Source organism: Streptomyces sp. NPDC008001, assembly GCF_042958085.1.
GTDB lineage: Bacteria > Actinomycetota > Actinomycetes > Streptomycetales > Streptomycetaceae > Streptomyces.
Map to the genome: position 1 here is coordinate 80,026 of NZ_JBIBIZ010000012.1, position 12,613 is coordinate 92,638.

Below are 12,613 nucleotides of genomic sequence, written 5' to 3' on the forward strand. Positions count from 1 at the left end.
CGGCCCTGATGAGCGGCCACGACCACGAGCTCCTCTGCATCCCCGGCCGGGTCGTCAATCGGGCCGGCGACGGTTACCGCGGCGAGGACAAGACCGACGCCCGCGACGCCCTGATGATCGCGGACCAGGCCCGCATCCGCCGCGGCCTCAAGCCGATGAGGCCCACCGACGAGGCCACCATCGAGCTGAAGATCCTCATGAACCGCCGCACGGACCTTGTCCGTGACCGGACGCGGGCGATTCAACCGCCTGCGTTCCACGCTGACCTGCATGTTCCCTGCGCTGGAACACGCTCTCATCCTCACCAGCACCGGCCCGCTCGTGCTCCTCGACGGCCACCGGACCCCGGCCGCGATCCGCCGCATGGGCATCGCCCGGTTGACTCGCCGGCTCCGCGCTCGGGACGTCCGCAGTCCGGAGGAGCTCGCGAGGACGGCAGTCGCAACCGCCGAACAGCAGCTCACCCCGCGGTCCCCGGCGAGGCAGCCATAGCCCAGCTCGTACGGACCAGGCAGCCGTCGGCCGCCTTCGGCAGCGGCGCCGAGACCAGACTGAACGGTGTCCTCTGACTATCGTGATGCCGCATGCTCACCCACTGGCAGCTCGGGCGGCCCGGTGCGCTTACGACGGGCACGGACGGCAAAGGCTTGTGACATGTCACAGCACCTGCGTTTCAGCAGCTTCATGCTGGTCGCGCAGGCGCCATGGGCTGGTCCGGAAGGCCGGCAAGGAGGGGGTGCTCTTGGCCTTAACGTGCCCGGACAGAGTTGTGGGCGCTGACCGGTGCGTAGTCCCTGTTGCCGTCGAAGGTGGCGTCGTACCCGTTCAGACGAGCTGTGTGAGGGGCAGTGGTGCAGGCAGGAGGGAGTTCTTGCACTCGGCGTAGCCGTTGGTGTCGGTGGTGGCCTCGCAGAGGAAGGACTTGTCTCCGCTGACGGTGAACTTCACGGGGAGGCCGGCCGCAGGGGTGCCGTCGACGCGGGTGATCTTGGCCTTCAGGTTGTTGGTCTGGCGGGCGACGACGTCGGGGGTCCCGTAGTAGGCGGTGGCGTTGAGCCGCTGCTGTGGTCGTGGTCTGCGGCACCGGCGTTGCCGACGGCAACGCCGGTGCAGGTGACCAGAGCCAGCGTGAGCACGGCGAACGACCGCCCGGGAGCGACGAGCTTCATTGAGAGCGTCTCTGGAGGAGTTCTGGTGGCCGACTGCTTCGCAAGCAGCAGCACGCGAAGCCCCGAAAGCACGGTCAGACCGGTTGCACACAGGAAACGAGGTGCGGCCCACATAGATACGACAACCAGACCGTTGTGCTCCGCATGAGTGATGAGGCCTGAGTCGTTTGCCGGACGAGGGTCGCCTATAGCGAGTACAGGCGCATATCAGCGGTGGGGATCTCCGCCTCATGCGGTGACCGTCGCTGCCGGCGGGGGCGGCTCGCGCGGAGGCGTGACTTTTGCGATCTTCGGAGGTTAGTGCAAGCGGACCGCGCAGGGTGGTCCACTCGGCTCGGCAACACTCAGGGGAAGGGGACGGTCACCATGACTCGTCATGCCAGGATCTTGGCCGTACTGGCTATTTCGGCGATCACCGTATGCGGCGGTGGAGGTGCGGCCTACGCCCACGCGGGCAAGGGCACGGGCGGCGAGGACATTGCGGGCAGTGTCCTGTCGGTGCTGGCCAGCAGCACCAGCACAGGCCACGCCAACCAGTGCGGAGCTCCCATCGGCAGCCTGGGAGTGAAGTCGGTCTGTCGGGCCAAGCGCGATCACGCCGACCGTGGCCGGCCGGACGGTGAGCGGGTGGACGGTGGGCTGCTGTCCAACGTCGCCTCCTGGAACGCGACGGGGCACAGCAACAACTGCGGCAATCCCAACGTTGCCGTGTTCAGCGACACGACCTGCATCACCGAGGACGTGCACCACGGACACTGAGCCCCGGCCTCAGAACCGTCCGGACCGCCTGGGGAAGTAGTCCTCCAGCTCGCCCTCGCGGTGGACGTCGAGCGTGGCGCAGTGCAGTCCGCCGCCGAAGGGAGCGACGTCCCAGAACGGCACTGGGACGACCTCGAAGCCAAGCCGGTCGAGTTGTTCCATCTGCGCGGTCTCGCTCGCTTCCACGCAGACCGTCCCGGGGTCCAGCACCAGTACGTTCATCGACAGCCAACGGCTGCACGCGGACAGTGGCGGCGGGCTCTGCCGTCCGGGGGTGGCGGCTTGGACGACCTGCCAGTCGTTGACCTTGAGATGGTGCAGCAGTTCCTCCTCGGCGGGCCGTTCGGCGCAGTGCAGGACGAGGCCGGGTCGGAGCGGCACCCAGGTGGCGTCGATGTGCATGGGGTGCGCGTTCTCGAATGTCACTCCGTGCACGCGGTGCTCCGGCAGATGCTGCCGGAGCCAGCGGATTCCGGCCACGTTGGTGGCGAGGGAGCGTTGGACGAACAGGTCCTTGCCGCAGCGGGCGATGTCGGCGGCGTCGAAGAGCGGCTCGGCCTCGGTCAGTACCAGCTCCCCGGCTCTGACCCGGGTGATCTGCTCCTCGACCGGCAGAGCGTCGTATTCCTCCCAGAAGCCCGGCCGGTACGACGCTTCGGTCAGCCGGGGCTTGGGGGCCGTCTCCCATCTCATGTCCGGGTCGGCGCGGAAGTAGGACTCGATCAGTGGCCGGTGGGCCAGGAACTCGAACCAGCGGCTGCGGAACGACATGGTCGCCTCGAGCAGCTCGTTTCCGATCACCACCAGGACGTCCCGCACCGGCATGGCGCCGAACATGCTCTGCTGCGACCACTCAGGGGTGCTGACCTGCCGGCCGAAGTCCAGCGGCCGGGGCCGGTCGACCCGGATTCCGCGCTCTTTGAGGATGCGCGCGAAATTGTCCAGCTGCTCGTTGGCCGCCGCCGTCATCTCCTCGGGCAGCGGTCCGTACGTTCCGCGCGGAAAGCCGTGTTCGGGCCAGTCCCGGACGACCGCCGGCTCGGGAGCCTGCACCATGGTGCCATCGGCCCGGCCGATGACGACGTGCCTGAGCGGATCCCACTCGTTCCAGGAACCGACCTTCACTGATTCCTCCCCCGGGATACGCCGTGTACGACCCGCTTGCCGAGAGCGGAAAGCGGCGAGGGGCCAGTCTGGCGTCTCCCCGGCCGCAACACGAGGGGCAGGTCCGGGGCGCGTGAGGTGACGAGGGAGTGCCCGGCGCACGAGCGGCGAGAGAAAGTTCACGGGCGCGATGGGGGTGCAAGATGGCGCACGCCCACTCGTCGAGGTGCTGGTGCACTGGAGGGCGCCCAGGGGCGCGGAGCGGGTGGCTAGCGCGCCTGTGCTGCGCGAGGGTGTGATACCGATCTGGCCAGCTGGCTGATACCTCTGCCCTAATGGCTGAACCGTGCACCACTGTTCCGAACAGCCATAGGAGGCACCGTGCTCGCCGGCATACGCTCCCGGACCTTCGGCACCACCCTTGCGCTCGCCCTCGCGGTCAGCGGTCTCCTCGTCCCCGCCACCGCCCACGCCGCCGTCGGGGACCTGGAGTGCCAGGGGACGCAGGAGACCACCTTCGACCCGCCCCTGACCAACACCACCCGGCTCACTAAGGTGAAGGTCACCGAAACATGGTCCACCTGCGCAGACCCGGCCGGCATCACGTCCGGCCGCGGTGATCTTGAGGTGACCGTCCCCTCGTCCTGCCAGTCCCTCGGCTTCGGCCCGGAGTCCACAGTCGAGTACAAGTGGAACAACGGCCGGAAGTCCGCCCTGCGCTGGACCACCGTCTCGGTGACAAGGCTGACGGCCACCAGCGAGGTGGTGAAGACGGGATCCGTCACCGACGGATACGGCCAGGACGATGCAGCAACCGAAACGATCACCCTGGTCAACCCGGACCTGCTGGCATGCGCGGCATCGGGGGTGCCCAGCGCGCAGGGGGTCGAGGTACTGACGTTCCAGTAACCCCACACGTCATACCAATGAGCGTGTCCGGCGCGCACTGGTCCGCACTCATCGGGCTCTCTCTGATGCTCGGAGCCTCCCCCGGTCAGCCCGGAGCTGCGCGGAGATGTGCGCCGAGGAATGGGAGCCCCTCGAGGATGAGCGGGTAGAAGCGCCGGACGTTTCTTTCCGCCCGGGAGATCAGGATCGAGACTGACCTACAACGGCCGACTACTGATTTGGGGACACCGCCACCCGCATCCGCACCACGGCCGCCAAGCCCCGCCTGCCCCACCTGGCCGAGCCCCTGAACGAATACGTCCATCGGGCCGACGAAGCCAAAATGGGCTACCTCGACTTTCTCAGCCTCGTGCTGTCCGAAGAACTTGCCGCCCGCGACGACCCGCCACTTCCGCAACGGACTGCGGCTCTCCAAACTGCCGCACCACAAGACGCTGGACGACGCAGAACGTGCCGACCATACCGACTATCTAGGACCCAGCCTGCCCTAGATCTCTCATACGCTCCCGCCTATGAGCCATGAAGACACGTCAGTACCCACATTCCGCTACTCGGCTGTCACCTTCGACTGCCTCGACCCCGCCGAGCTGGCCCACTTCTACGGAAAGGTCCTCGGTCTGCCCGTGGTCTTCTCCACCGACGATTTCGTCCTGCTCGGCCAAGAGGGAGCCGCCGGACTGGGATTCAACCGGCTCACCGATTACCGCCGCCCCACTTGGCCGGACCCCTCCCAGGAGAAGCAGGCCCATATAGAACTGGGCGTCGACGATCTGGACGCCGCTCAGGCTCACCTGCTCGCCCTGGGGGCCACCCTACAGGTTGGCGAGATCCGTAGGGGCCCCGCGTGCGGGGACGACGAGGCCTGCCACAGCTGATCGCCGTGATGCCGCGGGCTACCCCCGCATGTGCAGGGACGGACCTCTGGCCGCGGGGACCTGCCCCATGAACAGGATCGCAGCAGTCACGGTCACCACGGTCGCGTGGTCCGGGTCGGCGACCTGGGCCAGCGTGACACCCGGCTGCCCCTTCGGGCGCCCAGGCCCGCGACCAGACCCGCCGCGCAGTGACTTCGGCGTCGGCTTGGCCAACCCGAGCAGCCCGCGGAAACCGGCCGGCTGAGCCGGCTGCTCGCGCCTTCGGTGGCCGGTGACAGCGCGGCGTTGATCGTCGGCAGCCGGACACGGATCCGTTCGGCGATCTGGCCAGCCTGTTTGACCATCCGGGACCGGGTCTCCGGGCCGAGCTGATCCACCTGTCGACCGGTTGTCGACGGATTGTCGACGGCGACTGCCAGCATCGACCACATCGTGCAGCGGGGCTCGGCGGTGACAGCGGTGCATTCGCTCCGCATCAGAACGGGGACCGAAATGGATGAGCAGAGCTACTGGGCCTACTGCCTGGCGGACGACACCTTCTTCGAGACACCGGACCGGATGGACGACGTCGGCAACCGGTTCGGGCTGGCGGACCGTCCTGCTCCCGGCGGCTGGCAGCGTGATGAATGGGACATGTGGGTCAGTCTCCACGCACCCCACGCCGCCGCCCCCTCCCAGGGGTGGAAGATCCACGTTTCGGTGACCTTGGCCGAAGCACCGCAGTGTCTCGACGCCGTCTGGGACTACTGCGTGGCGAACGCGATGAGTTTCAAGTTCCTTCGCAGCCGGGACGCGGCTCTGCTGGCCAACGCGAAATACGCGACGCGGGGCGCCAGTGGCAAACTCGCGACTCTGTACCCGCGCGACGAGGTGCAACTCGCTCACGCGCTGAAGACGCTCGGCGACCGGCTCGGCGGTATGGCCGGTCCGTACGTCCTGGGTGATCTGCGCATCGGCGCTGGTCCGCTCTACGTGCGTTACGGTGCATTCACCGAGATGTGGTGCCAGGGCGACGACGACCGACCGGTACTGGCCATCAAGGATCCGCACGGAAATCTCGTCCCTGATCGCCGGGCACCGGTTTTCACCATGCCGGAATGGGTCCGGGTGCCGGAGGTATTGGCGCCCCACCTGGAAGCTCTCCGCTCGGGTGGCGACGCGGCACTTCCTTACGAGGTGGAAAAGGCGCTTCACTTCTCCAACGCCGGGGGCATCTACCTCGCCAAGGATCGGTCAGGTGCACAGGTGGTGCTTCGGGAGGCGCGGCCGCACGCCGGCGTCGACCGGCACGAGCGGGACGCGGTGGCCCGGCTGGGCCTGGCGCGGACCGCGCTGCTCAGGCTCGCCGGGCTCGACTGCGTGCCTCGGTTCCTCGATTACCTCGTGGTGCAGGACCACCACTTCATCGTCGAAGAGTACGTGGACGGCATGACATTGCTGGAGGCCATCCAGAGTCACCGTCCCATGGTGCATCCGGCACCGACTGCCGCGCAGATCGCCGAATACCGGACCTGGGCCGTCGAAGTGCTCGATCGGGTGACGCAGGCGCTGATGGCCGTGCACGCTCGCGGAGTCGGCTTCGGGGACCTGCATCCGCGAAACGTTCTGATTCGGCCGGACGGGCGGATCGCGTTCGTGGATTTCGAGTTCGCCACCGATTTGACCGACGAGGCGCCGCAGGAGGTGGCGGTGCCGGGGTTCACCGCCCCGGCCGACGCGACCGGCGCAGCGGTAGACCTCCACTCCCTGAGCTGTCTTCGGCTCTACCTGTTCACGATGTCCAACCAGCTGATCGATCTGGACCGGCGCAAGGTCACGACGCTGGTCAGGCAAGCCTGCGAGACCGAGGGAATGCCCGCCGAGCTGGGCACCGAGCTGATGCGAACACTGAACCCCGAAGGCACGGAGCTCGGGCGGGATAAGGCCGCCGAGTTCTTCATGACGGAACACCCGTCCTGGCCCCGGATCCGGGATTCCCTGGTCGCGGGCATCCACGCCAGCGCCACGCCGGACCGCCCGGATCGGCTGTTCCCCGGCGGGCCCGCCCAGTTCCGCACCGGCGGTGCCGGGATCGCGCACGGCGCCGCGGGAGTGCTCTTCGCACTCCACCAGGTCGGCGCCACCGTACCGGAGGACTACATCGCCTGGCTGGTCCGTGCTGCCCGGGAATCACCCGGACGGCCGCCTCATGGGCTCTACACCGGCACACACGGCGTCGCCGCGGTGCTCGACACGCTCGGCAGACACGATGAGGCACTTGAGATGCTGAAGTCGGCCCGGCAGTTCGACCACCTGCGGTCTTCGACGAACCTTTACGCCGGGACGGCCGGCCGGGCGCTCAACTTACTGCGCTTCGCGCACGTCACCGGCGACGATGAACTCCGTGAGGCCGCCTTGCGCGCAGGCGAAGACGCCGCCGCCGTGCTGGCGAGGCGGACGAAATGGACAGGGGGCCAAGGCTTGTTGCGCGGGCCCGCCGGAATGGCGGTGCTTTTCCTCCGGCTGCACGAGGAGACTGGTGCATCCCGCTATCTGGATCTCGCCCACCGGGCCCTGCGCGCCGACCTCGATCGGGGCGAACTACTTCCGGACGGCACCTTCCAGCTCCGGGACGGCCACCGATATCTGTTCTACCTCGACGGCGGCAGCGGGGGCGTCGGGCTCGTCGTCCGAGAGTACCTGCGGCGACGCGACGATCCCGAGCTGGACCGCATCCTGGCCGGTATCCGGCGGGGGTTTTCGGTGCCATTCGTCTATCAGCCCGGGATGTTCAGCGGACGCGCGGGCATCATCGCGATGATCGCGCAACTCGGCATCGAAGAGGACGGTCCCGCGCTGCGCGAACACGTGCGACGGCTCGGCTGGCACGCCCTGGACCGCGGCGGAAACCTGGCGTTCCCCGGCGAGCAGCTGCAGCGCGTCTCCATGGACCTGGCGATGGGCTCGGCAGGCATCCTGCTGGCCCTGCACGCGGTGTACGAGGGTACGGCGGCGTTCCTGCCGCTCCTCGACCTGCGATCGCCGACAGCCCAGCCAGTCAAGCGAGGGAGGTGAAAACAATGGCGTCCATTCTGGTATTGCAGAACCTTGCTGTGGCCGACGCGGTCGACAGCCGGAGCTGCTTCAGCTTCGAGTCCCCTAGCAAGACCAACTTCCGGTTCTGAGGTGCGTGGGAACGGCGCGGTTTGCCACTGCCGGGTGCAGTCGGCAAACCGCGTCGCCCTGCCGCGGTCGAGGAGGCATCGGCGTGGACGGCACGACGACCGGCCTTCCGCTGCGGAAGAACCGTGATTTCCGGTTGCTGTGGTTCGGCGGGCTGCTGGCGAACCTCGGTTCCCGGATGTGGACACTCGCCTTGCCGCTGCTGGTCCTTCGGGAAACGGGCTCCCCGGCCGAGGCCGGGCTGGTCGGTTCGGTCGCCGGCATCACCCTGGTCGCCGCGGTCATCCCGGCCGGCGCGGTCGCGGATGCCGTCGAGCGCCGACGGCTGATGCTCGGCTGTGAGCTCGCCGGGGTGGCGGTGTCCGTCACGCTGGCCATGTCGGTTCTGGCCGGGAATCCGATGCTATGGCTGATGCTGTCGGCCGTCGCGGTGGTTTCGGTCCAGGGCCTGGTGTATCTCCCGGCGGCCAACGCGCTGCTGCGGGCGGTCGTCCCCGCCGGCCAGGTCGGCCCCGCCCTGTCCCGGTTGCAGGCACGGGAGGCCGGAGCCGCGGTCGCCGGCCCGCTGCTGGGCGGTCTGCTGTTCGGGGTTTCACCGGCGGTGCCGTTCGCCGCCATGGCCGGCGGTCTGCTCGTGTCGTTCTGGTGCCTGCTGGCGATTCGGGCACGGTCGGCACCCGGCCGGACGGAACGCCCGCTCACTCCTCGGCACATGGTGGCCGGACTGCGGTTCGTGTGGCGCCAGCGCTACGTGCGAACAGTCTTGGTCGTGTTCGGCGGTGGGCTCAACGCCGCGTTCGGCGGAGTCATGCTGGTGGCGCTCACCACGGGTGCCCGGACGGACCCCAGCGGACGTTCCAGCGGAGGGATTGTCGCGCTGGCCGCCGTCGGCTCGCTCGTCGGTGCTCTGCTCGCGCCACGGCTTCGCGCGTTCGAGCACACCCGGTCCGCGGTGACCCTCTGCTGCTGGACGGCGGGCGTCATCGTGCCACTGCTCGCGGCGGTCACCGCACCGCTGCTGATCGGCGCTTTGCTGGCCGTGGTCCTGTGCGTCACGGCAGTGGGCAATGTCGCGTTCAGCACCGAGCTGCTCCAGCTCACCCCCGAGGAGCTCACAGGCCGGGTAAGCTCCGCCACGAACTTGATCTCCATGGCGTCCCAGCCGATCGGTCCGCTGGCCGGCGGCCTCGTGACCGACCGGTTCGGGCAGGCGATCGCTTTCCTCGTGTTCGGCGCCGTGATCATCATCGGTGCCGTCGTCCTGACGGCTTCGTTGCGGCACCAGACCTGATGGCACGCCGGCTTGATCACCCTCCCAGGCGCGATGGGTAACCTGGCCCGGCTGGTGGACTTTGTGGGACGGCAGTTCCGGTTGGCGGGCGGGGCGGCGGCCTGGTCCTGGGCTACCAGGCCGGACCCGTTGCCGCCTCCCGCACCTGCAGCGGGGTACACCCGTACTCGCGCCGGAACGCCCGGTGGAAGCTGGTGACGTCGGCGAACCCCGCTGACACCGCCACGTCGATGACGCGCAGGTATGACCGTGCCGGGTCTTGCAGCTCACGCCAGGCGTGCTCCAGGCGGCGGTGCCGCACCTCGGTGGCATAGCTGCGCTGCCGCCCGGCGAAGACCGCGTAGAGCAGCCGCGCCGAAACCCCCAGGCGGTGGGCGGTGGCCGGCGCGCAGAGGTTGTCGTCGGTGAGGTGCTCGTCGATGTCGTCCAACGCGGCCCGGTGCAGCCGGTCGCCTCGCACCGCCGGGATGCCGGCGGCGAGTGGCTGCTCCAGGGCCACGGCGATCAGTCCGCAGGTGTGGGTGGCCAGTCGCGCCGCAGTCTGCGGGGCGAGGTCGCCGCGGCTCAACGCGCCCAGCGCGTGCCGGACCGCGGCACCCACTCTGGCACCGGTGTCCACCCGGGTCGCGGTCGGCACGCCCTGCCCGAGCTGGCTCTCCAGCAGCGGGCCGGGCAGGTACAGCGAGAGCTGTACGAACGCCTCGGGGAAGTCGAAGGTGAACGGTTCCGCGGTGTCGACCACCGCCAGGTCACCGGGTCGTAGCACGGTGGAACGGCCCTGTTGTGTCATCCCGCTGACCCCCTGCAGCTGGAGGTTGGCATAGTAGCCACGGTGCGGGGCGCGGTCGATGTCCCGGTCGGTGCGGCTGACCCGCTGGCGTTGGGAGTCGATCCTGGCCAGGCTCAGGCCGGCGAACTGCCACTGGGTAACTGCGCCGGTGAATCCGTCGCGCCGGTCCGACTCCGGGGTCAGCGACAGGAACGCCTCGCAGATGAGCTCGCGCCAGTCGGTGAAGCTGTCCACCCGCGCTGTCTGTCGCGCTGATCCGTGCTGGACCATCAGTGCCCCCAACCCCGACGTGGCGGGTCCACAGGCCGGCTCCTGCACAACGGGCAAGTGAACCGCGCAGCCCTTGCAACACCCGCACGCGCGGGATCGTACACCGTGGAGGGTGCGGATCGAACGCCTGTGTCCGTACGGGCAACGGGAGTTGAGGGCGAATCGTCGACGGGGAGGGGGGATCGCCGGTGGTGACCCAGCAGGGCGGATTCGAGTTCAGGTTACTGGGTCCCTTGGAAGCGGTCGGGGACGGCAGGGCGATGCCGCTGGGCGGACCGCAGGTGCGGGGCGTGCTGGCCCGGCTCCTGGTGGATGTGGGGAGGACGGTGAGCGTGGCGGCGCTGGTCGACGAGCTGTGGGGGGAGCGGGCGCCGGGTGACGCGCACCGGACCGTGCGCACCTACGTCTCGCGGTTGCGCCGGGCGATGGCAGGTCCGCCGCGCGGTGGCTGTGGGGAGGTGCTGGTCACCCGCCCGCCGGGGTACCAGCTGGCGACGGACCCGGAGGCGGTCGACGCGGTCCGGTTCGAGCGGCTCGCCGCCCAGGGACACCAGGCCCTGGCCGAGAGGCGCCCCGGGCCGGCTCACGAGTTGCTCACTGCGGCCCTGGCACTGTGGCGCGGCTCTGCCCTGGCGGAGTTCGAGGGCCTGTCCGTGGTCGGTTGCGAGGCGGTGCGGCTGGAAGGGCTCAGGCTCACCGTGGTGGAGGACCGCATCGAGGCGGCGCTGGCCGCTGGGCAGCACGGGCCACTCGTCGGCGAGTTGGAGGGACTGGTTCGCGCCCACCCGATGCGGGAACAGCTCCGCGGCCAACTGATGATCGCTTTGTACCGGTCCGGCCGACAGGCCGAGGCGCTGGGCGCGTTCCAGGACGCGCGGTCCGTCCTGGTCGGCGCGTACGGGGTGGAACCCTCACCCTCGCTGGTCAGCATCCATCAGCGGATTCTCCGTCAGGAACCGGACCTCGGCCTGGGCGCTGTGGTCGCGACGGCCGCCGGTACAGGCTTTCCGGTAGGCCTGCAGGAGCGCGAAGCGAATCCGGCAGCCCCACTCCTCCCGGTCCGGCGCATCGGAACGCCGCGAGGTGTGCTGCCCTTTGACGTGGGGGGATGACAGGCCTTCCCTCAGCAGGACGGCAATGCCCTGCCCGGCGAGGACGGCAGTGCCCTACGCGGCGCCGTCGGGCGGGGCCGGCGTGGAAGGGAGGAAGGAGACGAGGGCTTGGCCGGTGTTCCGGCCGGTGCTCAGGCTCTGCAGTGCCTGGTAGGCGTTGTCGATGCCGTGGGTGATGGTGGTGGTGCAGGTCAGGGCTCCGGTGGTGAGCCAGGTGGTCATGTCGGTGGTGAACTCCGGAAAGCGTGTGGCGTAGTCGAAGACCTTCACGCCGGTGAGGCGGAGGGCTTTGCCGATGACGAGGGGGAAGTTGTCGGGCCAGTGGATGTGGTCCTGGGTGTATTGGGAGTGCATGCCGCACAGGAGGATGCGCCCGTGGGGTGTGAGGGCGTTGAGGGCGGCGGCGAGGTGGTCGCCGCCGACGTTGTCGAAGTAGACGTTGATGCCGTCGGGTGCGGCGGCTTCGAGCTGGTCGGCGAGGCTGCCGTGCCGGTAGTTGATGGCGGTGTCGAAGCCGAGGGTGTCGGTGAGCAGGCGGGTCTTGGCCTGGGTGCTGGTGCTGCCGATGACGCGGCCGGCGCCTTGGAGGCGGGCGATCTGGCCGGCGATGGCGCCGACCGCGCCAGCTGCGGCGGAGATGAACACGGTGTCGCCGTTGGTGATCGCCTCGCTCCCTTTGAGGGCACCGTATACGGTCAGGCCGTTCAGGCCCAGCGGGCCGAGGTGGACGGTGGGGTCCAGCCCGGTGTCGGGGAGCTTTTCCACAGCGGTGGCGTCGGCGACAGCGTAGGTACGCCAGGCCAGGTCGTGGCGGACCAGGTCGCCGGGGCTCATGCCCTCGGCGCGGGAGGCGAGGACCGTGCCGATGGCGGGGCCGGTCATTGCTGCCCCGACGTCGTAGGGAGTGTAGGGGGAAGTGGGGTTGAGGGGGCCGCGGACGCCGCAGTACTGGGCGGTGGGGGTGGGCAGCATGCGGCCGAGCATGGAGGAGTGCACGGACATGTAGGTGTTGCGGATCGGCACCTGTCCTTCGGCCAGGGGCGGCAGCCGGTGTTGTTCCAGCCGGACGTGTTCGTCGCCCAGGAGGCTGCCTGGGCGGCGGTCGAGGACCCAGACGGCGGTGTGGTCCGGCAAGTCCGATCGGGGGGCGGGTTGTCCCTGTGTTGGGGCTG

At 69.1% G+C, this 12,613-nt stretch carries 11 protein-coding genes and 2 pseudogenes; 9 read left to right on the forward strand and 4 right to left on the reverse strand.

What is annotated here, in order from left to right; all coding sequences use genetic code 11:
- Window positions 1-8 precede the first annotated feature (8 nt).
- A pseudogene (locus tag ACFZCD_RS30370) lies at window positions 9-230 on the forward strand (transposase); the annotation flags it as partial.
- Between the two features lie 40 nt (window positions 231-270).
- Window positions 271-492, forward strand: coding sequence for a hypothetical protein (locus tag ACFZCD_RS30375; RefSeq protein WP_391836362.1), 222 nt, complete (start codon window positions 271-273; stop codon window positions 490-492).
- A 333-nt stretch (window positions 493-825) separates the two neighbouring features.
- On the opposite strand, the gene ACFZCD_RS30380 is transcribed toward ACFZCD_RS30375, so the two are convergent.
- Window positions 826-948, reverse strand: a complete 123-nt coding sequence (locus ACFZCD_RS30380) for a hypothetical protein (RefSeq protein WP_391836269.1) — start codon at window positions 946-948, stop codon at window positions 826-828.
- Between the two features lie 587 nt (window positions 949-1,535).
- Here ACFZCD_RS30380 and ACFZCD_RS30385 point away from each other — a divergent pair.
- The gene (locus ACFZCD_RS30385) at window positions 1,536-1,928 is read left to right on the forward strand and encodes a hypothetical protein (RefSeq protein ID WP_391836270.1); all 393 of its coding nucleotides are present in this window, start codon (window positions 1,536-1,538) and stop codon (window positions 1,926-1,928) included.
- Window positions 1,929-1,937: 9 nt separating this feature from the next.
- Here the strand turns inward: ACFZCD_RS30385 and ACFZCD_RS30390 are convergent, their stop codons facing one another.
- The gene (locus ACFZCD_RS30390) at window positions 1,938-3,053 is read right to left on the reverse strand and encodes a serine/threonine protein kinase (protein WP_391836271.1); all 1,116 of its coding nucleotides are present in this window, start codon (window positions 3,051-3,053) and stop codon (window positions 1,938-1,940) included.
- A gap of 360 nt (window positions 3,054-3,413) precedes the next feature.
- Here ACFZCD_RS30390 and ACFZCD_RS30395 point away from each other — a divergent pair, with 360 nt between their 5' ends.
- The 5 genes and pseudogenes from ACFZCD_RS30395 to ACFZCD_RS30415 all read left to right on the forward strand — a co-directional run bounded on the left by ACFZCD_RS30395 (window position 3,414) and on the right by ACFZCD_RS30415 (window position 9,269).
- Complete coding sequence (locus ACFZCD_RS30395; RefSeq protein WP_391836272.1) at window positions 3,414-3,941, forward strand: hypothetical protein; 528 nt, start codon at window positions 3,414-3,416, stop codon at window positions 3,939-3,941.
- Window positions 3,942-4,179: 238 nt separating this feature from the next.
- Window positions 4,180-4,384: pseudogene (locus ACFZCD_RS30400) on the forward strand (ATP-binding protein); the annotation flags it as partial.
- A 69-nt stretch (window positions 4,385-4,453) separates the two neighbouring features.
- Window positions 4,454-4,816: a VOC family protein gene (locus ACFZCD_RS30405; protein WP_391836273.1), complete on the forward strand. Its 363-nt coding sequence runs from the start codon at window positions 4,454-4,456 to the stop codon at window positions 4,814-4,816.
- Between the two features lie 492 nt (window positions 4,817-5,308).
- Complete coding sequence (lanKC, locus tag ACFZCD_RS30410; protein WP_391836274.1) at window positions 5,309-7,870, forward strand: class III lanthionine synthetase LanKC; 2,562 nt, start codon at window positions 5,309-5,311, stop codon at window positions 7,868-7,870.
- Window positions 7,871-8,063: 193 nt separating this feature from the next.
- Complete coding sequence (locus tag ACFZCD_RS30415) at window positions 8,064-9,269, forward strand: MFS transporter (RefSeq protein ID WP_391836275.1); 1,206 nt, start codon at window positions 8,064-8,066, stop codon at window positions 9,267-9,269.
- Window positions 9,270-9,381: 112 nt separating this feature from the next.
- Here ACFZCD_RS30415 and ACFZCD_RS30420 read toward each other — a convergent pair whose 3' ends face one another.
- Window positions 9,382-10,293: a helix-turn-helix domain-containing protein gene (locus tag ACFZCD_RS30420; protein WP_391836276.1), complete on the reverse strand. Its 912-nt coding sequence runs from the start codon at window positions 10,291-10,293 to the stop codon at window positions 9,382-9,384.
- A 224-nt stretch (window positions 10,294-10,517) separates the two neighbouring features.
- Here ACFZCD_RS30420 and ACFZCD_RS30425 point away from each other — a divergent pair, with 224 nt between their 5' ends.
- The gene (locus tag ACFZCD_RS30425) at window positions 10,518-11,441 is read left to right on the forward strand and encodes a BTAD domain-containing putative transcriptional regulator (RefSeq protein ID WP_391836277.1); all 924 of its coding nucleotides are present in this window, start codon (window positions 10,518-10,520) and stop codon (window positions 11,439-11,441) included.
- A 54-nt stretch (window positions 11,442-11,495) separates the two neighbouring features.
- Here the strand turns inward: ACFZCD_RS30425 and ACFZCD_RS30430 are convergent, their stop codons facing one another.
- Window positions 11,496-12,575, reverse strand: coding sequence for a zinc-binding dehydrogenase (locus ACFZCD_RS30430; protein WP_391836278.1), 1,080 nt, complete (start codon window positions 12,573-12,575; stop codon window positions 11,496-11,498).
- Window positions 12,576-12,613 lie beyond the last annotated feature (38 nt).

Bases quoted from the DNA above. Each gene is read 5' to 3' on its own strand.
- ACFZCD_RS30375 (WP_391836362.1), top strand. From the start codon at position 271: ATGTTCCCTGCGCTGGAACACGCTCTCATCCTCACCAGCACCGGCCCG.
- ACFZCD_RS30385 (WP_391836270.1), top strand. From the start codon at position 1,536: ATGACTCGTCATGCCAGGATCTTGGCCGTACTGGCTATTTCGGCGATC.
- ACFZCD_RS30405 (WP_391836273.1), top strand. From the start codon at position 4,454: ATGAGCCATGAAGACACGTCAGTACCCACATTCCGCTACTCGGCTGTC.
- lanKC (WP_391836274.1), top strand. From the start codon at position 5,309: ATGGATGAGCAGAGCTACTGGGCCTACTGCCTGGCGGACGACACCTTC.